Origin of the sequence: Enhydrobacter aerosaccus, assembly GCF_900167455.1 — a bacterium.
Lineage (GTDB): Bacteria > Pseudomonadota > Alphaproteobacteria > Reyranellales > Reyranellaceae > Reyranella > Reyranella aerosaccus.
The window spans coordinates 1,193,422-1,214,300 of the sequence record NZ_FUWJ01000001.1 but is presented as its reverse complement, the minus strand read 5'-3'; the positions used below and the strand labels follow the sequence as shown (position 1 = coordinate 1,214,300).

At 64.6% G+C, this 20,879-nt stretch carries 22 protein-coding genes; 10 read left to right on the top strand and 12 right to left on the bottom strand.

What is annotated here, in order from left to right; genetic code table 11:
• Position 1 precedes the first annotated feature (1 nt).
• Positions 2-1,237: a cytochrome P450 gene (locus B5D62_RS05710; protein WP_085932815.1), complete on the bottom strand. Its 1,236-nt coding sequence runs from the start codon at positions 1,235-1,237 to the stop codon at positions 2-4.
• A gap of 61 nt (positions 1,238-1,298) precedes the next feature.
• Here B5D62_RS05710 and B5D62_RS05705 point away from each other — a divergent pair, with 61 nt between their 5' ends.
• Together B5D62_RS05705 and B5D62_RS05700 are read left to right on the top strand one after the other, a co-directional pair.
• Positions 1,299-2,216, top strand: a complete 918-nt coding sequence (locus B5D62_RS05705) for an AMP-binding protein (RefSeq protein ID WP_085932814.1) — start codon at positions 1,299-1,301, stop codon at positions 2,214-2,216.
• 3 nt (positions 2,217-2,219) lie between these two features.
• The gene (locus B5D62_RS05700; RefSeq protein ID WP_085932813.1) at positions 2,220-3,770 is read left to right on the top strand and encodes an acyl-CoA synthetase; all 1,551 of its coding nucleotides are present in this window, start codon (positions 2,220-2,222) and stop codon (positions 3,768-3,770) included.
• Between the two features lie 25 nt (positions 3,771-3,795).
• On the opposite strand, the gene B5D62_RS05695 is transcribed toward B5D62_RS05700, so the two are convergent.
• On the bottom strand, positions 3,796-4,149 hold the full coding sequence (locus B5D62_RS05695) for a cupin domain-containing protein (RefSeq protein ID WP_139373730.1): 354 nt from the start codon (positions 4,147-4,149) through the stop codon (positions 3,796-3,798).
• 101 nt (positions 4,150-4,250) lie between these two features.
• On the opposite strand from B5D62_RS05695, the gene B5D62_RS05690 reads away from it, so the two are divergent.
• Both B5D62_RS05690 and B5D62_RS05685 read left to right on the top strand, forming a co-directional pair.
• On the top strand, positions 4,251-4,907 hold the full coding sequence (locus B5D62_RS05690; protein WP_085932812.1) for a glutathione S-transferase family protein: 657 nt from the start codon (positions 4,251-4,253) through the stop codon (positions 4,905-4,907).
• A 20-nt stretch (positions 4,908-4,927) separates the two neighbouring features.
• Entirely contained in the window at positions 4,928-5,398 is a 471-nt protein-coding gene (locus B5D62_RS05685) for a hypothetical protein (RefSeq protein WP_085932811.1), read from the top strand.
• Positions 5,399-5,400: 2 nt separating this feature from the next.
• Here the strand turns inward: B5D62_RS05685 and B5D62_RS05680 are convergent, their stop codons facing one another.
• Entirely contained in the window at positions 5,401-5,865 is a 465-nt protein-coding gene (locus B5D62_RS05680; RefSeq protein WP_085932810.1) for a GNAT family N-acetyltransferase, read from the bottom strand.
• A 215-nt stretch (positions 5,866-6,080) separates the two neighbouring features.
• Here B5D62_RS05680 and murA point away from each other — a divergent pair, with 215 nt between their 5' ends.
• A complete protein-coding gene (murA, locus tag B5D62_RS05675; RefSeq protein WP_085933539.1) occupies positions 6,081-7,403 on the top strand; it encodes a UDP-N-acetylglucosamine 1-carboxyvinyltransferase in 1,323 nt (440 codons plus the stop codon).
• 1 nt (position 7,404) lies between these two features.
• Here murA and B5D62_RS05670 read toward each other — a convergent pair whose 3' ends face one another.
• Positions 7,405-8,346, bottom strand: a complete 942-nt coding sequence (locus B5D62_RS05670) for a dihydrodipicolinate synthase family protein (protein WP_085932809.1) — start codon at positions 8,344-8,346, stop codon at positions 7,405-7,407.
• Between the two features lie 86 nt (positions 8,347-8,432).
• On the opposite strand from B5D62_RS05670, the gene B5D62_RS05665 reads away from it, so the two are divergent.
• Genes B5D62_RS05665 through B5D62_RS05655 form a run of 3 tightly spaced genes read left to right on the top strand, consistent with a single transcriptional unit; the run spans position 8,433 to position 11,706 of the window.
• Entirely contained in the window at positions 8,433-9,557 is a 1,125-nt protein-coding gene (locus B5D62_RS05665) for a fumarylacetoacetate hydrolase family protein (RefSeq protein ID WP_085933538.1), read from the top strand.
• Positions 9,554-10,978: an amidase gene (locus tag B5D62_RS05660; RefSeq protein ID WP_085932808.1), complete on the top strand. Its 1,425-nt coding sequence runs from the start codon at positions 9,554-9,556 to the stop codon at positions 10,976-10,978. The genes B5D62_RS05665 and B5D62_RS05660 overlap by 4 nt, the downstream gene beginning before the upstream one ends.
• Positions 10,963-11,706: an RluA family pseudouridine synthase gene (locus B5D62_RS05655; protein WP_085932807.1), complete on the top strand. Its 744-nt coding sequence runs from the start codon at positions 10,963-10,965 to the stop codon at positions 11,704-11,706. Before B5D62_RS05660 ends, B5D62_RS05655 begins: the two co-directional genes overlap by 16 nt.
• Before the next feature lie 173 nt (positions 11,707-11,879).
• Here B5D62_RS05655 and B5D62_RS05650 read toward each other — a convergent pair whose 3' ends face one another.
• The 8 genes from B5D62_RS05650 to B5D62_RS05615 form a co-directional block, all read right to left on the bottom strand.
• Positions 11,880-12,491, bottom strand: coding sequence for a hypothetical protein (locus B5D62_RS05650; RefSeq protein ID WP_139373729.1), 612 nt, complete (start codon positions 12,489-12,491; stop codon positions 11,880-11,882).
• 83 nt (positions 12,492-12,574) lie between these two features.
• Positions 12,575-13,546 carry an ABC transporter permease gene (locus B5D62_RS05645; RefSeq protein WP_085932805.1) on the bottom strand — a complete coding sequence of 324 codons (972 nt, stop codon included), beginning with the start codon at positions 13,544-13,546 and terminating at the stop codon, positions 12,575-12,577.
• A complete protein-coding gene (locus tag B5D62_RS05640) occupies positions 13,536-14,474 on the bottom strand; it encodes an ABC transporter ATP-binding protein (protein WP_085933537.1) in 939 nt (312 codons plus the stop codon). Before B5D62_RS05640 ends, B5D62_RS05645 begins: the two co-directional genes overlap by 11 nt.
• Before the next feature lie 10 nt (positions 14,475-14,484).
• Positions 14,485-15,690 carry a COG1470 family protein gene (locus tag B5D62_RS05635; RefSeq protein ID WP_085932804.1) on the bottom strand — a complete coding sequence of 402 codons (1,206 nt, stop codon included), beginning with the start codon at positions 15,688-15,690 and terminating at the stop codon, positions 14,485-14,487.
• A 97-nt stretch (positions 15,691-15,787) separates the two neighbouring features.
• Positions 15,788-16,402: a glutathione S-transferase family protein gene (locus B5D62_RS05630; RefSeq protein WP_085932803.1), complete on the bottom strand. Its 615-nt coding sequence runs from the start codon at positions 16,400-16,402 to the stop codon at positions 15,788-15,790.
• 112 nt (positions 16,403-16,514) lie between these two features.
• Positions 16,515-17,534 carry a zinc-binding dehydrogenase gene (locus B5D62_RS05625; protein WP_085932802.1) on the bottom strand — a complete coding sequence of 340 codons (1,020 nt, stop codon included), beginning with the start codon at positions 17,532-17,534 and terminating at the stop codon, positions 16,515-16,517.
• Positions 17,531-18,121 carry a uracil-DNA glycosylase family protein gene (locus B5D62_RS05620; RefSeq protein ID WP_085932801.1) on the bottom strand — a complete coding sequence of 197 codons (591 nt, stop codon included), beginning with the start codon at positions 18,119-18,121 and terminating at the stop codon, positions 17,531-17,533. Before B5D62_RS05620 ends, B5D62_RS05625 begins: the two co-directional genes overlap by 4 nt.
• Positions 18,122-18,162: 41 nt before the next feature.
• Positions 18,163-19,047 (bottom strand): alpha/beta fold hydrolase, encoded by an 885-nt coding sequence (locus tag B5D62_RS05615; protein WP_085933536.1) that lies wholly within the window; start codon positions 19,045-19,047, stop codon positions 18,163-18,165.
• A gap of 40 nt (positions 19,048-19,087) precedes the next feature.
• On the opposite strand from B5D62_RS05615, the gene B5D62_RS05610 reads away from it, so the two are divergent.
• Both B5D62_RS05610 and B5D62_RS05605 read left to right on the top strand, forming a co-directional pair.
• Positions 19,088-19,510, top strand: a complete 423-nt coding sequence (locus B5D62_RS05610; RefSeq protein ID WP_218190950.1) for a GFA family protein — start codon at positions 19,088-19,090, stop codon at positions 19,508-19,510.
• A gap of 31 nt (positions 19,511-19,541) precedes the next feature.
• On the top strand, positions 19,542-20,873 hold the full coding sequence (locus B5D62_RS05605; RefSeq protein ID WP_085932800.1) for an aromatic ring-hydroxylating dioxygenase subunit alpha: 1,332 nt from the start codon (positions 19,542-19,544) through the stop codon (positions 20,871-20,873).
• Positions 20,874-20,879 lie beyond the last annotated feature (6 nt).

The following is a 20,879-nucleotide window of genomic DNA, read 5'->3' as shown; positions in this document are numbered from 1 at the left end:
GCTAGTGCCAGACAGCCGGAAGCTTGTTCAACCCGCGCAAGGTGAAATTCTGTCGCCAATCGGGTTCGTTCTTTCCGGGCAGTTCCAGGTTCGGCAAACGCTCGACCAAAGCCGTGAACACCAGTTCGCCTTCGAGGCGGGCGAGCTGGGCGCCAAGACAGTGATGAATGCCGCCTCCGAACGACATGGGCCGAACGTTCTCGCGGCCGACATCGAGCCGATCGGGATCGGCAAAGATGGCAGGATCGCGATTGGCCGCTCCCAGCAGCGTGATCACGTTCTGCCCGGCGGGAATGGTAACCCCAGCCACCTCGACATCGGCCATCGTGACCCGCCCGGTCATCTGCACCGACGAATCGAAGCGCAGCAGCTCCTCGATGGCGTCGGGAATCAACGACGGATCCTCCTTCAGGCGCTGCCACTGTTCCGGTGACCGGTGCAGCGCAAGGAGGCCGTTGCCGATCAGATTGGTCGTGGTCTCGTGTCCGGCACCGAACAGCAGGGCGATGTTGGCGCGAAGCTCCTCGGTGCTCAACCGATCGCCCGCCTCTTCAGCTCTCACCAGCTCTGTCGTGAGATCGTCCCGAGGTTCGCGCCGGCGCAGCTCGCAAAGCTGATCGAAATAGGCACTGCTAGCTTCGGTCTGTGCATTGGCCTTATCGAATTCCTCACGCGACATGGGAACCGGATCCAGCACGCGTCCGCTGACATTGCTGCCGACCAGAAAGGCCGCCCGATGCTCTTCCGGGATGCCCAGCATGTCGCAAATCACGATCACCGGCAGGCGGTGAGCGAGATCGCGAATCACGTCCATCGCCCCTTTGTCCGCGACGCGATCGAGTTGCTCGTCCACCAGCGCGCGAATACGCGGCCGCATATCGGCAATCCGGCGCGCCGTGAATGCCTTGCTGACGAGACCCCGCAGCCGCGTATGGTCGGGCGGATCGAGCACCAGCATGGTGCGACCCAGGCTGGCGATGACCGGTTCGTGCATCCGGTCCTCGCCGTAACGGCGGCGGATGTTGCCGGGAAAGTCCTTGCCGAACCTCTTGTCCCTGAGCGCGAAGGCCACGTCCTCATAGCGGCTGAGCAACCAGAACCCGAGCCCCGTATTGAACACCGGCGCCTCTTCGCGCAGGCGATGATAGAAGGGATATGGATCGGCGATGAAGGCTGGGTCGAGCGGGTTGAAAGCCAGTGGCGTTCCCCCCGTCCCCGGACGGGTCGTGACGTTCATGACTCTCTCTGTAGCACGATAGTCCTTGCCGCGCGAATGAGCTGAGCCCTAGCATCCGGCCATGGATGCACTGACCCAGGGATTACGTCGGGCCTTCGAGCTCAAGCCCGATGCCCAGTCGACGAGCTTCGCGCCGCGGCGACGAACCTGGCGACAGACCATCGACCGGGTGGGACGCGTGGCCGGGGCGCTCGAGACCCTGGATGTCGGGCATGGAGACAGGGTCGCGATCCTGGCGCAGAACACCGACCGTTATCTCGAACTGATGTATGCCGTGGCCTGGGTCGGAGCGGCGCTTGTCCCCATCAATACAGGCATCGACGCGTCGCGGATCGAACATATCCTGGCCGATTCCCGCGCGGTCGTGCTGTTCATCGATGGCACGATGGCGCACCATCTGACGGATCTCGAGGGGCGGATGCACGAGGTCCGCGAGGCGATCTGGATAGACGACATCGCCTCGCCGGAGGGCATGCTGCACTACGAAGATATGACAGCCTATGAGCCAGTGCCGGATCGGGGCGCCGGGGGTACCGATCTGGCCGGTCTGTTCTATGACGGCACAGCCGGCACCGCGCTGACCCATACCGAGATGCTGGCCAATGCCGACAGGGCGATGACGGTCAACGGCTTCGACGGCAGTACCGTCTATCTGCATGCTTCACCCATGTTCGAGCTGGCTGAGGATGCACTGAGTTTCGCGGTGACCCTGGCTGGCGGCCGCCACGTCTTCGTGCCGCGCTTCGAGCCGCGCGAGGTTCTTCAGATCGTGGCCATCGACAAGGTCACGCACGCCCAGCTGCTTCCCGACATGATCGACCAGCTGCTTTCGCATCCACGCTTCGGAGAGTTCGGCCTCTCCAGCCTCAAGGCGATCCTGCATGGCGCAAGACCGGTACCGGCGGTGTTGCTTCAGAAAGTGCACGAAAAGTTACCCTGCATTCGCCTGATCGATGGCGATGGCCAACCTACGAGCTGAACCATGGCTGGAGCCCCTCCCTATTACGACTGGATCGCCCATCATGCCGGCCGCCGCCCGCACCAGCTTGCGATCCACGACCTCCAGACGGCGCGGAAGTTCAGTTACGCCGACCTTCATCATCGGACCAATCGACTCGCCGCGGCCTTGGCGGCGCTTGGCATCGGCAAAGGTGATCGCATTGCCCTGCTCGCCCCCAACTGCGCTGAGTATTTCGAGCTGCAGTTTGCCTGCGGCCGGCTTGGCGCGATCATGCTGCCCCTCAACTGGCGGCTCACAGTCCCCGAACTCGAATACATCCTCGGCGATTCGACGCCCAAATTACTGATTCACGACAGCAGCTTCTCCGAAGCGGCTTCCAAGCTCGCTCATCTCTGCAAATTGCCTCATCTGCTCGAGATCGATCACGAGCGGCCGGACGGCGCCTACGAACGCGCCCTGGCAGGCGGTCACGCCGTCCCCGACCCGATCGCTCTGACGCACGACGATATCGGCATGGTGATGTACACCTCGGGCACCACCGGCCATCCCAAGGGAGCGATCATCACCCACGGCATGGTGTTCTGGAACTGCGTCAATCTGGGCATCCCCGCCCTGATCTCGCCGCTTACCGTCCAGCTCGTGGTGCTGCCGCTGTTCCATACCGGTGGGCTCAACTGTTATGCCAATCCCGTTCTGCATGCCGGGGGCACCATCCTGGTCATGCGTAGTTTCGACCCGGGACTTGCCCTCGACTACATCTCCGATCCGGCGCTGGGCATCACTCACTTCTTCGCGGTACCAGCGCCCTACCAGTTCATGATGCAGCATCCCAATTTCCAGAGCGCCGATCTGACACGCCTGCAGATTGCCGGCGTCGGCGGCGCCCCCTGCGCCCTGGCGATCCTGGAGGGATGGACCGAGCGCGGTGTCCCGCTGGTTCAGGGTTGGGGCATGACCGAGACCAGTCCCGCCGGGACGATGCTCGATGCCAGCGATGCGATCCGCAAGCTCGGCTCGGCCGGCAAGGCGATGATGCACACGGCGATCCGCATCGTGGACGAGGCCGGCCATGACGTTGCGCGCGGCGTGGTCGGCGAACTGCTGATCAAGGGACCGAACATCACGCCGGGCTACTGGAACAAGCCCGAGGCGACCGCCAATGCCTTCAGCGACGGTTGGCTGCACACCGGCGATGCCGCGCGCATGGACGACGAGGGCTTCATCTATATCGTCGACCGCTGGAAGGACATGTACATCTCCGGCGGCGAGAACGTCTATCCGGCCGAGGTCGAGAACGTGCTGTTCCAGCTGCCGCAGGTGGCGGATGCGGCCATCATCGGCATACCCAACGAACGCTGGGGTGAGGTCGGGCTGGCGATCATCGTGCGCAAGGCCGATCAGCCGCTCGAGGAAGCGGATGTCATCCGCCACTGCCTGGGCAAGCTCGCAAAGTTCAAGGTTCCGCAATCGATCGCCTTCGTCGAGGCACTGCCGCGCAACGCCACCGGCAAGGTCCTGAAGCGCGAACTGCGCGTCCAGTTCGTCGGCGCCGACAAGCCGGCGATCACCTGATTTCCTCGGCCTGCTGGCTACTGCATCATACCAGCGGCACGTAATCGTACTCGCCGACGCCCTGCAGGATCAAAAAGGTGAGCGAAGTCGTGCCGGCATTGGTCACCAGATGGGGACGTCTGGCGGCCGCGACGAAGCTCTCTCCTGGCCCCAGCCGGACGTCCTGTTTCGGGTTCTGAAGGAACAGCCGCATCTGACCTTCGAGCACGTAAAACGTGTCGCTGATATTGGTGTGATAGTGCCAGGGCACTTTCTGGGTCGGTGAAAGCTGCAATTCGCTGATGTGGAACCCGGGACGCGCCGCGTGGCGCGCGCGCCGTTCCACCTCGTAGAGGTGGCTCGCATCCTTCACCGGAGCGAGGCTGCGCATGTCGGTCATGAGGGAAGCCTAACGCTCCGCGCGGTCATCAACAAGCTCCGGCGCCAGTGCAGATTATTCGCGCGGACTTTTGCAAACACACCTGTTAGACAGGCCGCGTCATGTTGACCATCTACGGCGTCTATCGCTCGCGCGCCTCGCGCAATCTCTGGCTCGCAGACGAGCTCGGAATCCCCTTCAAGCATGTGCCGGTGATCCAGCACTATCGACTTCCCGATGCGGCCGCTCCCGGCGCGCCGATCAACACCCGGTCGCCGGAGTTCCTGAAGATCAATCCGAACGGCCATATCCCCTCGATCGAGGATGACGGGCTGGTCCTGCACGAGTCGCTGGCCATCAACCTCTATCTTGCCAGGAAGCATGGTGGTCCCTTGGCGCCGGCCGATGTCGCCGAGGACGGCCAGATGACGATGTGGGCCTTGTGGGCCGCGACCGAGCTCGAAACCAACGCCCTGAACGTGGCCTATCACCGGGTCGGCAACCCGTCCGGCATCAAGGACGCCAAGATCGCCGATGCCGCGGTGGCCGCCCTGCGGGCGCCGTTCGCGGTCCTGGACAAGGCTTTGGCCGCGACGGGATACCTCGTCGGCGGACGCTTCACCGTGGCCGACCTCAACGTTGCGGAAATCGTGCGCTATGCTTTACCGGCGCCGGAACTGTTCGAGAGCGCCCCAAGGGTGAAGGCCTGGCTGGCAGCTTGCCACGATCGTCCCGCCTTCAAGAGAATGTGGGAGCGACGCGAGAGCGAGCCGGCCTAGGGAACCGACCGGGGGTATGGGTGGAACTGGATAAGGATCGACTCGCGAAGCTGCTGAACCTGACCCAGAGCGAGCATGACGGCGAGGTGCTCGCCGCCATTCGCAAAGCGAACGACTTCCTGCGCCTGCATAAGGCCAGCTGGTCGGACGCCCTCGGAGTCGTCCAGGCGCCAGCCGCAAGCGCCACCACACCTCCTCAGGAAGCGGACATCCCGACGGACACCTCCAATCGAGGCGCGCCACCGGCCCCACCGCCTCCTGGATATCTTCCCTCCGGCGTCTATCGCGACGCCTTCCGGCGGGAGCCGTTGCTGCCCCGCCTCCTCGGGTTTCCGTTCTGGCTCCTGGTCGAACTGCTCGCCGTCGCGGCCCCGAACATGCTGCTCAATGTACGCGGGACCTGGCTCGCGGCCATCTTCACGCTATCCATGATGCTGGGCATCGTCGCCTGGATCGCTCTGGCTTATTCGCTCGTGGTTGGTTTCGGCTGATCTCACGCCGCCAGCACGAGGCGATCGCTCGACCGGGCGAAGCCGAAGCTTTCATAGAACCGGCGGGCATCGCGATCGACTTCTCCGACAAAGGCTTCGACCTGAACCGCCCGGCGCTGACGCGACCATTCGACCGCCGCCGCCAGCAGTCGCCGACCGATGCGCCGGCCCCGCTGATCGGCGCGGACAACGAGGTTGTCGACCTCGACGATCTTGCGGATGCCGCCTTCGGGTCTTGCCACAACGCGTGTCATCAACACGGCCACGCCCAGCACCCCAATCTCGCTCTGGGCCACCAACAGGGTCGTGGCAGGATCCGTCATCCACGCCATCACCTGCTCGCGGGCATAGGCGGGATTGTCCAGCAAGCTGCACAGTTCGTCACAGTCGCGGGCCCCGGCCAGGCGCACCCGAATCGAAGGCGGTAGCGCCACCGGGCTACGCAATTGTGCTTCAACGATCGACATCTCATCCTCCGTCTGCGGTCCCGCCGCGACCCGGAGGCCTATCCAGAAACAAAGAAGCCGCCGGGATGCGGCGGCTTCGTTTGGTCGTGACCCTTCGCGCCGCCTATGTGAGCGACGTAAAATACCAACCCTTCTGGAGCAGGTTCGTGGTCATAGAGATTTTATAGGCCACCGACAGTGGAACTGTCAACGTCCGCTCCCTTATGGTGCGCGTCATGAACTCCCCTCTGCTCGCGGCAGCTCCGTGGTGGCGACCTGCCACCGGCCGCACCCTTCTCATTCAGGGCGGCGTCCCTCTTGTCGGCGAGTACCCGATCAGTGGCGCCAAGAACGCGGTGCTGCCCCTGATGGTCTCCGCACTGCTGACGCCGCATCTCGTCACCCTGCGCAACGTGCCCGGCAATCTCGACGTCGCCGTCCTCGCTGCCCTGCTGCAGCGACTCGGCTGCGACATGCACTGGTCCGCCACCCCGGCAGGACTCTCGGTCACGCTATGCGCCGACCGCCTGCAACCGCGCGATATCGCGCAGGATCTCGTCACCCGCATGCGCGCCTCGGTACTTCTGCTTGGCGCGCTGCTCGGCCGATGCGGTGAGGCCAGCCTGCCGATGCCCGGCGGCGACGCGATCGGATTGCGCGGCATCGACTATCACGTCGCCGGTCTGCGGGCGCTGGGCGCCACCGTCGAGATCGACAACGGCATGATCCACGCAGCGGCGCCGTCGGGGCTGCAGGGTGCGGACATCGTGCTGCCGAGGCCCTCCGTTGGCGCCACCGAGAACCTCATGCTGGCCGCGACGCTGGCCGGCGGCAGGACGACGATCCGCAACGCCGCCTGCGAACCCGAGATCTCCGACATGGCGAGCTGCCTCAACGCCATGGGCGCAGCGATCTCCGGCGCCGGAACCCACCTGCTCGTCATCGATGGCGGGCGGCCGCTTGGCGGCGCGGTCCATACCGTGCTGCCCGACCGTATCGAGTTCGGTACCCTCGCCTGTGCCGCCGCCATCACCGACGGCGAGCTGCTGCTGCCGCATGCCCGTGTCGAGCTGCTTGGCGCGGCAGCGTCCCTGCTGGCCACAGCCGGCGTGGCGCTTCAGGAGACCGATGCCGGCGTCGTGGCCCGGCGCGGGGCCGATGGATTGCAGGGCATCGACATCACCACCGGCCCCTATCCCGGCTTCGCCACCGACCTGCAGGCGCCTGCCATGGCCCTGCTGACCCGCGCCGCCGGGGCCAGCGCCATTACCGAGACGATCTTCGAGCAACGCTTTCGCCACATCGACGAGCTGAGGCGGATGGGCGCCAACATCTCCGTGGTCGGACGCACCGCCGTCATTCGCGGCGTCGAGCGTCTGAGTGGCGCCACTGCCACCTGCATGGACGTCCGGGCGGCAGCCGCCCTCGTGATTGCTGGCTTGAGCGCCGCCGGAACGACGACGCTCGATGGTCTCGACCACCTCGATCGCGGCTACGATCGGATGACCGAAAAGCTTGCCGCTTGCGGTGCCCGCATCACGCGGATCGAGGAAGGCTGACCTACTCCGCGGCGACCGCCATCGCCTGCTTGAGGCCGGGCATGGTGAAGCCGAGCTTGTCGAGCTTGGCGATCATGTCCTTGCCCGTCTTCTCGTCCGTCTCGACCAGCGGCGGACGCACAGGCGTCCAGGCCGCGTCGCTGCCGTAATGCGCGATGCAGTACTTGAGTGCCGGGATCATGACATAGCCCTGCATCACGCCGCGCACCTCGTTGATCCAGCCCTGCAGCTTCTCGCCTTCTGGCGTCGCGTAGGCCTTGTAGGTCTCGGCGATCTTGCCGGGATTGATGTTGGCGGTCGCGCTGATGCAGCCGACGCCGCCCGCCTTGATGTTCTCGATCAGCGGCTTCTCATTGCCGGAAAAGACGTCGAAACCGTCCTTGGCAAAAGCCTCGATCATGCTCCGCGTATGCGGCCAATCGTCGGACGAATCCTTCATGCCGGCGATCTGCTTGGGATAGGCCTTCAGCAGCCGCTCCACGAGCTTGTGCGTGATCGGCACCGCCGACACCGGCGGAATATGGTAGAGATAGACGCGCAAGCGGTCGTCTCCGACACGCTGCACCACCTCCGAGTAGAAGCGGAACAGCCCCTCCTCCGGAACGCCCTTGTAGTAGAACGGCGGCAGCATGAGGACGCCGCCGACGCCAAGCTTGGTGGCATGCGCCGTCACCTTGGCGGCCTCGACGATCGAGCAGGCGCCGGTGCCCGGCATCATGCGATCGGTCGGCACACCGGCCGCGACGACCTTCTCGAGGAGCTCCATGCGCTCCTCCGAGGCCATCGAATTGGCTTCGGAATTGGTGCCGAACATGGCAAGCCCGCAATCCTGACTCAGGAGCCATTTGCAGTGCGCGACGAAGCGGCCCACGTCCGGCGACAGATCGCGCTTGAAGGGCGTGACGACGGGTGAAAGAACGCCTTTGATCCGCGCAGCGGCCATGATCTTATTTCTCCCGGGATTGGCGCGCCTTTTCTGCAACGAAGCGCCGGAAACGTCCAGTGATAGGTGCGAGCGTGGCGATCTCGATGGCTGACATTCTTCCCGAAGACGGCACACGCGGAACGCTGGTCGGCCGGATATGGCGAAAAGGCCATCCGGAAGGGCCCAGCATCGTGGCGGTGCGGGCCGAGGGCGTGTTCGATATCAGCGGTTCGGCCGCCACCATGACCGATCTCTGCAATGCGCCCGATCCCATTGCCGTCGCCCGCTCCCCAGGCCAGCGCATCGGCGCCCTCGAAGACCTGATCAACGCGTTGCTGGCCCCGATCGACCTTCAGGCCATTAAGGCCGCGGGCGTCACCTTCGCCGTCAGCCTGCTCGAACGGCTGATCGAGGAACATGCCAAGGGCGATCCGACGCGGGCAGAACATGTTCGGAAGGAACTGAACGACATCATTGGGGCCGATGTCAGCGCCATCCGCCCGGGCTCCCCCGAGGCGGAGGCACTGAAGCGGACATTGCTGGAGCGGGATGCCTGGTCTCCCTATCTCGAGGTCGGCATCGGTCCTTATGCCGAGATCTTCACCAAGGCGCCGCCCATGGCCGCGGTGGGATACGGCGCCGATATTGGCATCCGCCCGGATTCGGACTGGAACAACCCCGAGCCGGAAGTGACGCTGATCGTCAGCGCCCGGGGAACGATCGTCGGCGCAACCCTCGGCAACGACGTCAACCTGCGCGACATCGAAGGCCGTAGCGCCCTGCTGCTCGGACAGGCCAAGGACAACAACGGCTCCTGTGCCATCGGGCCCTTCATCCGCCTGTTCGACGAGACCTTCGGCCTCGATGACGTCCGCCAGGCGAAGGTGGAACTCGAGGTCACCGGACCCGACCAGTTCCGCCTGCGCGGACAAAGCGACCTGTCGAAGATCAGCCGTGACCCGACCGATCTCGTGATGCAGGCCATGGGCGGCACGCATCAGTATCCCGATGGAATGGCGCTGATGACCGGCACCTTGTTCGCCCCCACCGAGCCCCGGATACCAGGCGGGACAGGCTTCACCCACCTCATCGGGGATCGCGTATCCATCCGCTCGCCCAAGCTCGGCACGCTGACCAACACCGTGAATCATTGCGACAAGATTCCAGCCTGGACCTTCGGTGTCTCCGCCCTCATGCGCAACCTGGCGGCGCGCGGCCTGCTGCGATGACCGCCGAGCTCTGGCAGCTTCCGGCCGCCACACTGCGGGAGCAGATCGCGGCGCGGAAGCTTTCGCCGGTCGAACTGACAAAGGCCGTTCTCGATCGCGCGGACAGGCTCCAGCCAATCCTGAACTGCTTCATAACGCTGGTTCCGGACCAAGCGATGGCCGCTGCGCGTGAAGCCGAACAAGCCGTGATGCAGGGCAAGGCCCTCGGTCCGCTGCATGGCATCCCCTATTCGGTCAAGGACCTCGTGAATACGGCTGGGGTGAGAACGACCTTCGGCTCCCGGCTGTACGAAACGAACGTCCCGCGAGACGATGCCGTCGCCGCCGCGCGGCTGAAAGCGGCGGGCGCGATCCTGTTTGGCAAGACGACGACACCGGAGTTCGGACACAAGGCCCTGACCGACGCGCCGTTGTTCGGCCGCACCCGCAACGCCTGGAATGCCGAGCGTTCGTCCGGCGGATCGAGCGGCGGTGCTGCGGTTGCCGTTGCCGCCGGCATCGGGCCGATCGGCATCGCCACCGACGGCGGCGGCTCGACCCGCATTCCGGCCTCGGCCAACGGCATGGTCGGCTTCAAGCAGAGCCTGGGCGTCGTGCCGCACAGCCAGGCGCCCGATGCCTTCGGCAACTATACCTATGTCACGCCAATGACCCGCACGGTGATGGACACGGCGCTGATGCTGCAGGCCATGGCCGGCCCGCATCCGGTCGATCCCTGGTCGATCGGCATCCCCGCTCAGGACTATATATCGGCCGCGCGGCCGGACGGCGACCTCAGGGGCAAACGCATTCTCCACGCTCTGCGCTTCGGCAACACCTACGTCGCCAAGGACGTTCAGGTCGCATTCGAGGCCGCGCTGACCAGACTGCGCGATCTCGGCGCCGAGCTGATCGAGCTCGATCAGCCGGTGCCGGACATGGAAGCGGTCTGGAAGATCATCAACCACACGACCTGGCGCGCCCGGTTCCACGACATGATCTTGCGTGACGGCGAGCGCATGTCGCCCTCGCTGGTCCGCCAGGTGGCAATGGCGCAGGACTGGACCGGTGCCGACTACCAGAAGGCGATGTTCCAACGCGCCGAGATTTTCCGGCTGATCCAGCGCTGGTTCGAAAAGGCGGATTACCTCGTCACGCCGACACTGGCGCGAACCGCCCTGCCCATCGACCAGGACCTGTTCGAACCCATCACCATCGACGGTATCGACGTCGGCGAACTTCGACGCAACTTCTTCCCCTATTGCATGGCCTTCAACATCACGGGCCACCCCGCACTCAGCCTGTGCTGTGGCTACGATAGCGAAGGACTGCCGATCGGCTTGCAGATCGTCGGTCATTTCCGTGACGACGCGTCCGTGTTGCGCGCCGCCGCCTTGTACGAAGCCAGCGAGGACTGGTTGGCGCGATGGCCCAGCCTCTGACCCGCCGCCCCCTGCCGCCCTCGCGTCGGCCGCCCCCGCTCTCGCCCGAGGAGATCCAGGGACGGGTGCTGTATCGAGACGGGCTGATTCTGGTGATCGACAAGCCGGCCGGCCTGGCGGTGCATGCCGGCCCGAGCGGAGCCCCCAATCTCGAGGAATGCTTCGATGCGCTGCGCTACGGCCTGCCGCGGCCACCGGCGCTGGCGCACCGTCTCGATGCCGATACGTCCGGCGTATTGGTGCTGGGCCGGCATCCGAAGGCGCTCAGCAAGCTCGGACGGCTCTTTTCGGGCCGGGATACGGAAAAGACCTACTGGGCCATTGTCGAGGGCGCGCCGCCCGCCGAGCAAGGCGTGTTCGAGTGGCCCCTGCTGAAAGTGAACACTCGGAACGGCTGGTGGGTGAAGGCATCCGACAAGGGCCAACCGGCAGTGACCCGCTACAAGGTGCTGGGCCATGGTCCGGGGATGACGTGGCTGGAGTTGAAGCCCGAGACGGGCCGCACACATCAAATCCGGGTCCATTGCGCGCAGGCGGGTTGCCCGGTGGTGGCGGACCGGCTCTACGGCGCGGCCAAGCCCGGGCAACTCCTGCATCTGCATTCGCGGGCCATCGTCCTGCCCCTGTCCAAGACCAAGCCGCCCATCAGGGTGGAGGCCGCCCCACCCCCTCACATGATCGAGGCGCTGATGGCCTGCGGGTACGTCCCCGCGGACCACTCCCGTTAAAGAAACGGAAAAATAACGATTACCTGTTGGTAACCGGGGGCAAATGTGAGCGCTTGGTAAAGACACAGCGCGGCGCACGAAACGCCTCCATCATGGAAAAGTCGGCGCCAGCATAGGGGAAGACAAGCCGATGGGCCGATTCCGGTCGTCAACGACCGTTAGCCGAACCGGCGTTAATCCCGCGCCTTCACCCAGATGCGCAGAGGATCGCCAATCTCGAAGCCGGCCTTGTGGGCCGCTTTGAGTTCGTGGCCGGATTCGTACCCGACCACGGGCAGGCCGGGAAACGTCACGGCCGCGAGCAAGGCGAGATCGCGCCAGACCGCAGAGGCTTCATCGGAATCAGCGACGACGTTGGACAACCCCACGACGTTGTCGGCGCGATAGAAGGTCCCGCCGGCAACAATGGCGCCGTCACGACGGCCCGAATACATGACGAAGTTGTCGTCACCGAACAGCACCGCCGGAAAGGCATCTCCCCCCGGCCCCGCGCGCTCCCATGACAGGCCGGAAACCATGGGCCCAGCCTCCGCCTTCCAGCCGGCCTCCGTCTTTGGCTGTATTTTCCGAACCCAGTTCGCCTCCTCAAGGATCTCGAATCCGAGGCGAGCAAGGTTGAGCGATTTGAAGCTGTCCTTGACGGCCCAGCGCCCCGGCAGGTGCGATGACAGCAGCAGCCGCACCGTCTGCCGTTGCTCGTCGACATCGAGGTCTCCGGTCGTGAGGGTGACCACGTTGGGATAGAACCGCGGCACCGGCTCGGCGTTCACCCAGGTGTGAGGCAAAAATCTCCCCGGCTTGCCGTGCGCGAAGCACACGGCATTGCACCAGCGCGCATTGTTGTGCGCGGCAACGGTGGTCCAGTCCTTCAGGCGCGTACTTCCTCGCGCTGGAAGATGACGTATGAGGCCGAGAACACGACGATCATGCCGGCAATCAGACCGGTAACCTGCGGCCAGATCAAGAGCAGGCTTTGATCCAGTGCCAGCGGCGCTCCCATGATCGCCCCGCGCATCTGGGTCGGCAGCATCGGCCCCAGCGTTCGTGTCTCGGGATTGAGGAGTCCCAGGACCGCCTCGGTAAACAGCGTTCCCGGCGAAACCCGCTGCAGGGCAAGTCCCAGCTGTTGCAGGCCGACAAACTGGTCGAGGCTCGTGATCTCCGCCGGCACGAAGGCCATGGTGATCGCCTGGGCAATCATCGGCCAGAGGATGAAGAACAACAGCCAAAGTCCGAGAGCGCACAGTGCCGACGTGGCCGTCGAGCGGAAGATCACCGAGAACAGCATGGCGATCGCCAGCCACACGCCGCCATAGGCCACCGCGACCACGAGGAAGCCGATGCCGCGGGCCACCTCGACGCCGCGGGGCGGCAGGCCAAGCAGCAGCAGGCCGGCGCCGAACACGATCAGCCAGAGCGCCACCATCGCCACTGCCAGGGTCGTCAGGCCGGCCAGGAACTTGCCGAGCAGCAAGGCGTCCCGATAGAGCGGCTGCGACAGCACGCGGCTCAGGGTACGACGATTGAACTCACTGTTCACGAGATCGAAGCCCAGGCCGATCGCCATCAAGGGGATGATGAAGTTCAGGGCCTGCACGAAGGGGATCGGTACCTGCTCCGGCTCGATCGTGAAGATGCGCAGGAACAGGAACGCATCCGAGCTTACCACGGTGCGGAGCTGCTGCAGCGAGGACGCGACGGGAAAGGCCCCGAAGACGATGATGAACAGCGTCAGCACCAGCATGCGGATGCTGGAGAGGTTGTCGGCCAGCTCCTTCATGTAGACCGGACCGATCCCGGTGAACGGCGAGCCTTCGCGGCGCGTGGCGCTACGCGGCATGGCGGGCCTCCTGGAAATAGCGCGTGTAGACTTCCTCGAGGCTGGGCTGCAGATCCGCGAGGCGGGTCAGGGCCCCGCCCGACGTGATGATGCGCTGGGCAGCCTCGGCCCGGACGTCGCGATCGGCGATCACCCGCCAAGCCCCGTCGCCGGAGGCCACGACCTGCTGCACCCCCGGGATGCCCCGCAAGGTCGCCGCAACGTCGGTGCCGGTGGCTTCCACGAGCAACGGATGGCCCGCGCCCAGGACCTGGTTGGCCAACTCGACCACCGTTCCCATCAACGCGATCTTGCCACGGTTGAACAGCGCCACGCGATCGCAAACGCTCTGCACCCGATCGAGCAGATGCGAGGAGAGCAGCACCGCTACGCCCGATTTCTTGAGCCGCCGGATCATCTCCAGCAATTCGAAGGTGGCATGGGGATCGAGGCCGGATGTCGGCTCGTCCAGGATGGCAACCTCCGCCTTCTTCATCACGATTTCCGCGATGCCGAGCCGCTGCCGCATGCCGCGGGAGAAGGTGGCAACGCGCTTGTCGACCACATCGGCCAGCTCGACGCTCTGCAGGGCCTCCATGATCCGCCCGTCTGTCTCGCGACGGGGGATGTCGAGAAGGCGCGCCGTGTAGGTCAGGTTCTCGCGCGCCGTCAGATGATCGTAGAAACCGACGGCATCGGGCAGGTAGCCGACGCGGCGCTTGACTTCGAGCGGTTGGCGCACCGGGTCGAAGCCCAGAACGCTGACCGTACCGCTGCTGGTCTCGGTCAGTCCCAGCAGCATGAGGATCGTCGTCGTCTTGCCAGCGCCGTTGGGCCCCAGCAGGCCGAAGATTTCGCCGCGACGGACGGTCAGGTCGATGGCATTCACCGCACGGGCGGCGCCATAGGCCTTGGTCAGTCCGTGCGCTTCGATGACATTGTCGCTCATCGCCGCCAGCTTACCGACGGCCGAATCGCGCAACGGCGCCCAGCAGCACCAGCAGCGCAACGGCAATGATACCGACGCCGACGATACCCCACAGGGTCGAAGTGGTCACCGTGATGCGGAAGTCGGCATTGGCGGAATCGCCACGTGCGCCAGCACGGAAGGACGCCACGTAGTCGCCGGCGATCGCCTTCTCCGCCGGCGTGACGACAGCCTGTACTTCCTTCTTGTCGCCGGGTGCGATGCTCTGGATGGTCTTGGGATTGAACTCCACCTTCCAGTTGGTGGGCACCGATCCGGACATCTCCACATCCTCGAGCGGTGCCGTCCCGTCATTGCCGACCAGAAGCGTATATTCGGAGTTCTTGCCGACCGTGGCATCGCCACTCAGCCGACCGTCCTTGGTCGTCAACGACAGCTTGCCCTGCCCGCTGATCTGGAGGGTCACGCGCTGGTCGGCCGTGGCCCCCTCGGCGGACGCCTTGACCAGCACGGGATAGTCGCCCGCCTTCACCTCTCGCGGCGGCGTCACCTTGATCTTGATGTCCTTCGACTGGCCGGCCGGGATCGGAATCGAGCTGATCTCGTTGGTGCCGTAGCCTTCCGTGAAGGTCGTCTGGAAATTGGCCGGCGCCTGCGCGCTCAGCGCGACCGTGAGATCCTTGCCGCTGTCATTGGTGACCGACAGGTTGTAGTCGAACGACGATTTCGGCGTGCCGCGCAGGGCCGGCAGCGTCGACTTGATGGTGAGCTTGGCCGGTGCGATCTCGCCGATCGTCAGCGTCACCGGCAGGTCGATCGACTGGTTCGGTCCCTTCGCGTGGACCGTCACGGTGTGCGAGCCGGGCTTGGCTTCCTTCGGCACATCGACGCGCAGCTGCAGGCTGACGCTCTCGTTCATGGCCGGCATCGCCGCGGCAACGGGTTGGCCGCTTCCCATGACGTCGATCTTCCATCCAGCCGGCACATCGCTCACCGACAGGGCAAGCGGTTCGGGCGGCAGCCCCATGTTCTGGAGCTTGAAGTGGATGCTCGTGGTTTCCCCAGCCCTCACCGTCTGCGAGGGATAGTCCGTCAGCAGCCAAAGCCCCTTGGCCGTCTGGGGTGTCGTAGAAGTGGTGGCGGCCGCGGTCGACGGTGGTGGATTGGCGGCGAGGACCGGCGCGATGGTCAAGGCAGAGGTGGCGACGAGTGCAAGCGAAGCAATCAGACGGCGCATTTGTAATCCTTGCGTCTTATTGAAAACGTCCCCGTTCGGTGGGCGCGAAGCTAGGTCCCGGAAAGCGACAAAAAGAAGGCAAAGCCTGCGAAGCCGCTCATGCGGCGGCGCTTGGTCGCGCCTTCATGCGATCGAACCAGGCCGAGAGATTCCGACAGGCCGAATCGAGCGGCTGTCCGACGCCCTTCATGAAGTCGAGGAAGGCGAACAGCAGGATGTCGGCGATCGTGAGCTTGTCGCCGGCAATGAACGGCTTGTCACCCATGAGCCGGTCCAGCCAGCTCAGCTTCTCCCGCGCCGAGGCCTTGAGATCGTCAGCGGCTTGCGGAATGCAATGAACACGGCTCTGGAAGAGCTTGATCCCTTCGGCATAGCGGAAACCGTTGGTCGCGGGCTCGACGATGTTGAGATCGATCCGCCGGGTCCACATGCGGGTCTTGGCCCTCTCCTCCGGCGTATCGCCGATCAGGGATGGCGTGTCCTTCTTGACCTCGTCGAGGTATTCGCAGATCGCGATGATCTCGGCCAGCACCGTGCCATCGTCCAGTTCGAGCGCCGGCAATTGACCGGCGGGATTGAGCTTCAAATACGGCTCGCGTCGATTTTCGCCGCCGCGCAGATCGACCTCGACCTTGGGGATGTCGATGCCCTTCTCCGCCATGAACATCCGCACCATGCGCGGGTTGGGTCCGATCGAATTATAGAGTTTCATGAGCCGTCCTCCCTTGGGCTGACCGGTATCAACCGTCCACCTTTGGGTCAACTCATTCGAATCGTTCCAGATGGCCGACGCATCACCCGTCAGCGGTTATGCGACCTCCCTCTCAGCGCCAGGGCTCGACGAGGATTTTCGTATGTCTTTCGGGGTTGCCCAGTTCTTCGAACGCCGTCTTCACGCCGTCGAGCCCGACCTTCGCCGTGATGAGAGATGGCGCATCCACCGCGCCCTCGGCCAGCAAACGCAACGAGCGTGCGAACTCGTCCGGCGTGTAGCCCAGTACGAATTGCACATTGAGTTCCTTCATGATGCCGAACATGGGTTCGATGCGATCGCTTTCCATGCAGACGCCGGCGACGACGATCCGCGCATCCCGCGGCGCCCGCTCGAACACCTGCTGGATCAACCCGGGTACGCCGACACATTCAAAGATCACCGCGCGCTTGTCGGCGGCAAGCTTGGCGTAGGGATCCTCCTTCGCCGGATCGATCACGACGTCCGCCCCCATCGTGGCGGCGAGTTCGCGACGCTTGGGCGAGAAGTCCGCCGCGACGATGGGTCGAAGGTTCTTCAGCCGCAGCGCGGCAATCACGGCAAGCCCAACCGGACCGCAGCCGACGACGAGGGGCGTCTCGTCGCCCTTGAGATTTGCCTTCTCGACAGCATGCACGCCCACCGCCAAAGGCTCGGTCAGTGCCGCATGCTCGGTCGGCAAGCCGTTGGGCACTTCCAGCATGAGAGGCGCCGACAGCAGCATCTGCTCGGCATAGCCGCCGACATAGGTGTTGGAATAGCCCATGCCCTTGGGGCCGTCGGCCTCCATCATCACCGGCATCGAGCAGACCCGCGTCCCGGGCTTCAATCGCTTGTCGGTGTTCGGCCCGTAGTCGATGACCTCGCAGCAGAACTCGTGACCGAACACGATGTCGCGCGACAGATCCATCGGGACGCGGCCGGGAATACGCCTGGTGACCTCGACCATGCGATGCGCGTGCTTCGCCGCGTGCAGGTCGGAGCCGCAGATGCCACAGGCCAGGGTCTTCACCAGAACCTGCCCCTGAGCCGGCACCGGTGCCGGTACCGTGTCGACGACGATGTCGCCGCCGCGGAAGATTGCCGCCTTCATTCTTTGCTTCCTCCCGACATGGCCTCGCGAACGGCCTGTTGAAGTTCGGGCAGCACTTCCGCCTCGAACCACGGATTGCGCCGCATCCAGATGGCACTACGCCACGAAGGATGCGGCAAGGGAAAGAAATCCGGCCGATGGCGCGCGAAGTTCTTCACGGTCTTGGTCAGCGCCTGTCCTTTACCGAGATAGCGCGCCTGGGCATAGCCACCGACAAGCAGGGTGAGCCGCCGCGCCGGCAGAACCTCGAGGATGCGGTCGTGCCACAGCGGCGCACACTCGCGACGCGGCGGCAGGTCGCCGCTCTTCCCCGCTCCCGGATAGCAAAACCCCATCGGAATCAGGGCGACCTTCGTCGGGTCGTAGAATTCCGCCGCTGTCAGTCCCGTCCAGTCGCGCAGCCGCTCGCCGCTGCGGTCATTCCATGGCACCCCGCTCGCATGGACCCGCGATCCCGGCGCCTGCCCGATGATGACCAGTCGCGAGCGGCCGCTGAACTGCACGACCGGACGCGGACCGGCAGGCAGCGTGCTCGCGCAAACGGTGCAGGACTGCACTTCCTGGAGCAGGACATCGGCTTGCGACATGGGCCTCAATCGGCACCTATCGGTCCTGGTATCACACGAGTTCAGGCAATGAAGGTCCGGGCAGTTTCGACGAAGTCCTCGAGCCGGTCATGATGGACCCAATGCCCGGCATTATCGAACTCCACCACCTTGGCGGTCTTGAAGTGCTGCAGCCGGCCATCCTTCTCGGGGTTGGAGGCCCAGCTCTCCTTGCCGTAGACCAGCAGCGTCGGGCAGGAAATGCCCGCCCAAAGGCTCTCGATGTCCGGATAGCTCATGTCATAGGGCGGCCAGGCGCGCACATAGTTGTCGAACTTCCAGCTGTAGGTGCCGTCCTCGTTCTGGTTGACGCCCTGCTGCGTCAGGTGGCGCGCCTGTTCGGCAGAAAGGTGCTTGTTCTCCTCCTGCATGCGCTTGAAGGCATCCTCGATGCTGGCATAGCGGCGCGGCAGGCGGCCGGACAGCTTGCGTTGCTCGTCGACCCACTCGCGCATGCGATCGGCCATGGTCTTCTGGCCACGCTCGGCGATCACCTTGGGCGAGGGCCCCAATCCTTCGATCGCCACCAGCTTGCGCACGCTCTCGGGATAGATGCCGGTGTAGCGCAGGCTGATGTTGCCGCCCAGCGAATGGGCGATGATCGTGACCGGCGCCAGGCCCTGTTGATGAATGAGCTGCGCCAGGTCGTAGATATAGGCCGACATTGAGTAATTGCCGTCGGGCGACCACTGACTGTCGCCATGCCCGCGCAGATCAGGGCAGATGATGTGCCAGTCCTTGCGCAGCGCCTGGGCGACCCAATCCCAGTTGCGGCAATGATCGCGTCCGCCATGGACCAACAGGAGCGGCGGCGCCTCGGGATTGCCCCAGTCGACATAGTGCAACCGCAGACGTTGGGAAAAGAAGACCCGGGACGTCGGACCCGGCATGCCGTTCAATGTACTCATGGACGCCTGTATAGACTGTCCGACGAAAAAGGAGCAGCCCATGCCGACCTTCCCGGAAACGCAGCCTCGGATGCTGACCGGACGGTGCTTCTGCGGTGCGGTCCGCTACACGGTGTCGGACGCGTTCCGCTACGCCATGAACTGCCATTGCTCGAATTGCCGCCGGACGACCGGGTCGGCCTTCAAGCCCTTCGCCGGTATCGAACGCGCAAAGTTCTCCCTGACCCAAGGGGAGGACCACCTGCTCGTCTATGGCGATGCCGAGGCCAACGACACCCATTGCCGGACCTGCGGCTCCCTCCTCTACTCGCTGGTCCGCGAGGGCCGATTCGTCCATGTGCCCCTGGGGACCCTGGTCGATACGCCGACCATCCGCCCCAGCAAGCACATCTTCGTCGGCTCCAAGGCGCCGTGGTTTACCATCACGGACGACCTGCCCCAGTTCGCAGAGCACGCCTCGTGACAGCCCCGTCGCTTTGGGCGAAACTTTTGCCATGATGAGTCCCGAGCAGAACGAGCTGATCACGCGGATCGGCCCCGGCACCAAATGCGGCGCCCTGATGCGTCACTACTGGCATCCTGTCGCCCTGACAGACGAACTGCCGGCGGAACGGCCGGCCAAGGCGGTGCGGGTTCTGGGACAGGATTTTGTGTTGTTCCGCGACGAGCGCGGTCGATATGGACTGCTCGACCGCGACTGTCCGCATCGGGGTGCCGACCTCGCCTTCGGCCGACTGGAGAATGGCGGCCTGCGCTGCCTGTTCCATGGCTGGCTGTTCGATGTCGACGGCAAGTGCCTGGAGACGCCAGCCGAGCCCGAGGGCAGTGTGCTGTGCCAGCGGGTGCGCCAGCGCTCCTATCCTGTCATGGTCAAGAACGGCATCGTCTTCGCCTATCTGGGCGACGGCGAGGCACCGGCCTTTCCCGACTTCGACTGCTTTCTCGCGCCGAGCACACATGCCTTCGCGTTCAAGGGGCTGATCGAATGCAATTGGCTGCAGGCGCTGGAGGTGGGCATCGATCCGGCCCACGCCTCCTACCTGCATCGCTTCTACGAGGACGAGGATACCTCGGCCGCCTACGGCAAGCAGTTCCGCGCCGCCTCCTCGGATTCAGATATCCCGATGACGCGACTGTTGCGCGAGTACACGCGACCGCAGATCGATGTCGAAGGCACCGACTACGGCCTGCGCCTGTTCGCGCTGCGCAAGCTCAATGACAAGCACACCCATGTGCGGGTGACCAACCTGGTGTTCCCCTACGCCTTCGTGATCCCGATGAGCTCGGAGATGACGATTACGCAGTGGCACGTGCCGATCGACGATACATCCTGCTACTGGTACGCCATCTTCACGAGCTTCGGAAAGCCGGTCGACCATGCGCAGATGCGCGAGCAGCGATTGAAACTCTATGAGCTGCCCGATTATCGCCCCCATATCGGCCGACACAACCAGTACGGCTACAATGTCGCCGAGCAGGCGACGCAGACCTATACCGGCATGGGATTCGACATCAACGTCCACGACCAGTGGGCGGTCGAGAGTCAGGGCCGCATCCAGGATCGCACGCGTGAACATCTGGGCTACAGCGACAAGGCCATCGTTGCCTATCGTCGGCTGCTGCTGTCGGCCATTGGCCAGGTCGCCAACGGCGAGAAACCACCGATGTGGCTCGACGCGCAGCGAGCCGCCACGATCCGCGGGCCGATCGCCATCGACGGCATGGGTCCGACGCAGGACTGGCAATCCTACTGGAAGGATGTCGATGCCCGCCGGCGCACCGCGTCGAGCTGGGCCGCACAGACGCCGCCGCCGCGGGTCGCCTGATTCGAT

Excerpts from the sequence above, each read along its gene's own strand:
- B5D62_RS05710 (WP_085932815.1), bottom strand. The coding sequence starts at position 1,237 with ATGAACGTCACGACCCGTCCGGGGACGGGGGGAACGCCACTGGCTTTC.
- B5D62_RS05705 (WP_085932814.1), top strand. The coding sequence starts at position 1,299 with ATGGATGCACTGACCCAGGGATTACGTCGGGCCTTCGAGCTCAAGCCC.
- B5D62_RS05700 (WP_085932813.1), top strand. The coding sequence starts at position 2,220 with ATGGCTGGAGCCCCTCCCTATTACGACTGGATCGCCCATCATGCCGGC.
- B5D62_RS05695 (WP_139373730.1), bottom strand. The coding sequence starts at position 4,149 with ATGACCGACATGCGCAGCCTCGCTCCGGTGAAGGATGCGAGCCACCTC.
- B5D62_RS05690 (WP_085932812.1), top strand. The coding sequence starts at position 4,251 with ATGTTGACCATCTACGGCGTCTATCGCTCGCGCGCCTCGCGCAATCTC.
- B5D62_RS05680 (WP_085932810.1), bottom strand. The coding sequence starts at position 5,865 with ATGTCGATCGTTGAAGCACAATTGCGTAGCCCGGTGGCGCTACCGCCT.
- murA (WP_085933539.1), top strand. The coding sequence starts at position 6,081 with ATGAACTCCCCTCTGCTCGCGGCAGCTCCGTGGTGGCGACCTGCCACC.
- B5D62_RS05670 (WP_085932809.1), bottom strand. The coding sequence starts at position 8,346 with ATGGCCGCTGCGCGGATCAAAGGCGTTCTTTCACCCGTCGTCACGCCC.
- B5D62_RS05665 (WP_085933538.1), top strand. The coding sequence starts at position 8,433 with ATGGCTGACATTCTTCCCGAAGACGGCACACGCGGAACGCTGGTCGGC.
- B5D62_RS05660 (WP_085932808.1), top strand. The coding sequence starts at position 9,554 with ATGACCGCCGAGCTCTGGCAGCTTCCGGCCGCCACACTGCGGGAGCAG.
- B5D62_RS05655 (WP_085932807.1), top strand. The coding sequence starts at position 10,963 with ATGGCCCAGCCTCTGACCCGCCGCCCCCTGCCGCCCTCGCGTCGGCCG.
- B5D62_RS05645 (WP_085932805.1), bottom strand. The coding sequence starts at position 13,546 with ATGCCGCGTAGCGCCACGCGCCGCGAAGGCTCGCCGTTCACCGGGATC.
- B5D62_RS05640 (WP_085933537.1), bottom strand. The coding sequence starts at position 14,474 with ATGAGCGACAATGTCATCGAAGCGCACGGACTGACCAAGGCCTATGGC.
- B5D62_RS05635 (WP_085932804.1), bottom strand. The coding sequence starts at position 15,690 with ATGCGCCGTCTGATTGCTTCGCTTGCACTCGTCGCCACCTCTGCCTTG.
- B5D62_RS05630 (WP_085932803.1), bottom strand. The coding sequence starts at position 16,402 with ATGAAACTCTATAATTCGATCGGACCCAACCCGCGCATGGTGCGGATG.
- B5D62_RS05625 (WP_085932802.1), bottom strand. The coding sequence starts at position 17,534 with ATGAAGGCGGCAATCTTCCGCGGCGGCGACATCGTCGTCGACACGGTA.
- B5D62_RS05620 (WP_085932801.1), bottom strand. The coding sequence starts at position 18,121 with ATGTCGCAAGCCGATGTCCTGCTCCAGGAAGTGCAGTCCTGCACCGTT.
- B5D62_RS05615 (WP_085933536.1), bottom strand. The coding sequence starts at position 19,047 with ATGAGTACATTGAACGGCATGCCGGGTCCGACGTCCCGGGTCTTCTTT.
- B5D62_RS05610 (WP_218190950.1), top strand. The coding sequence starts at position 19,088 with ATGCCGACCTTCCCGGAAACGCAGCCTCGGATGCTGACCGGACGGTGC.
- B5D62_RS05605 (WP_085932800.1), top strand. The coding sequence starts at position 19,542 with ATGATGAGTCCCGAGCAGAACGAGCTGATCACGCGGATCGGCCCCGGC.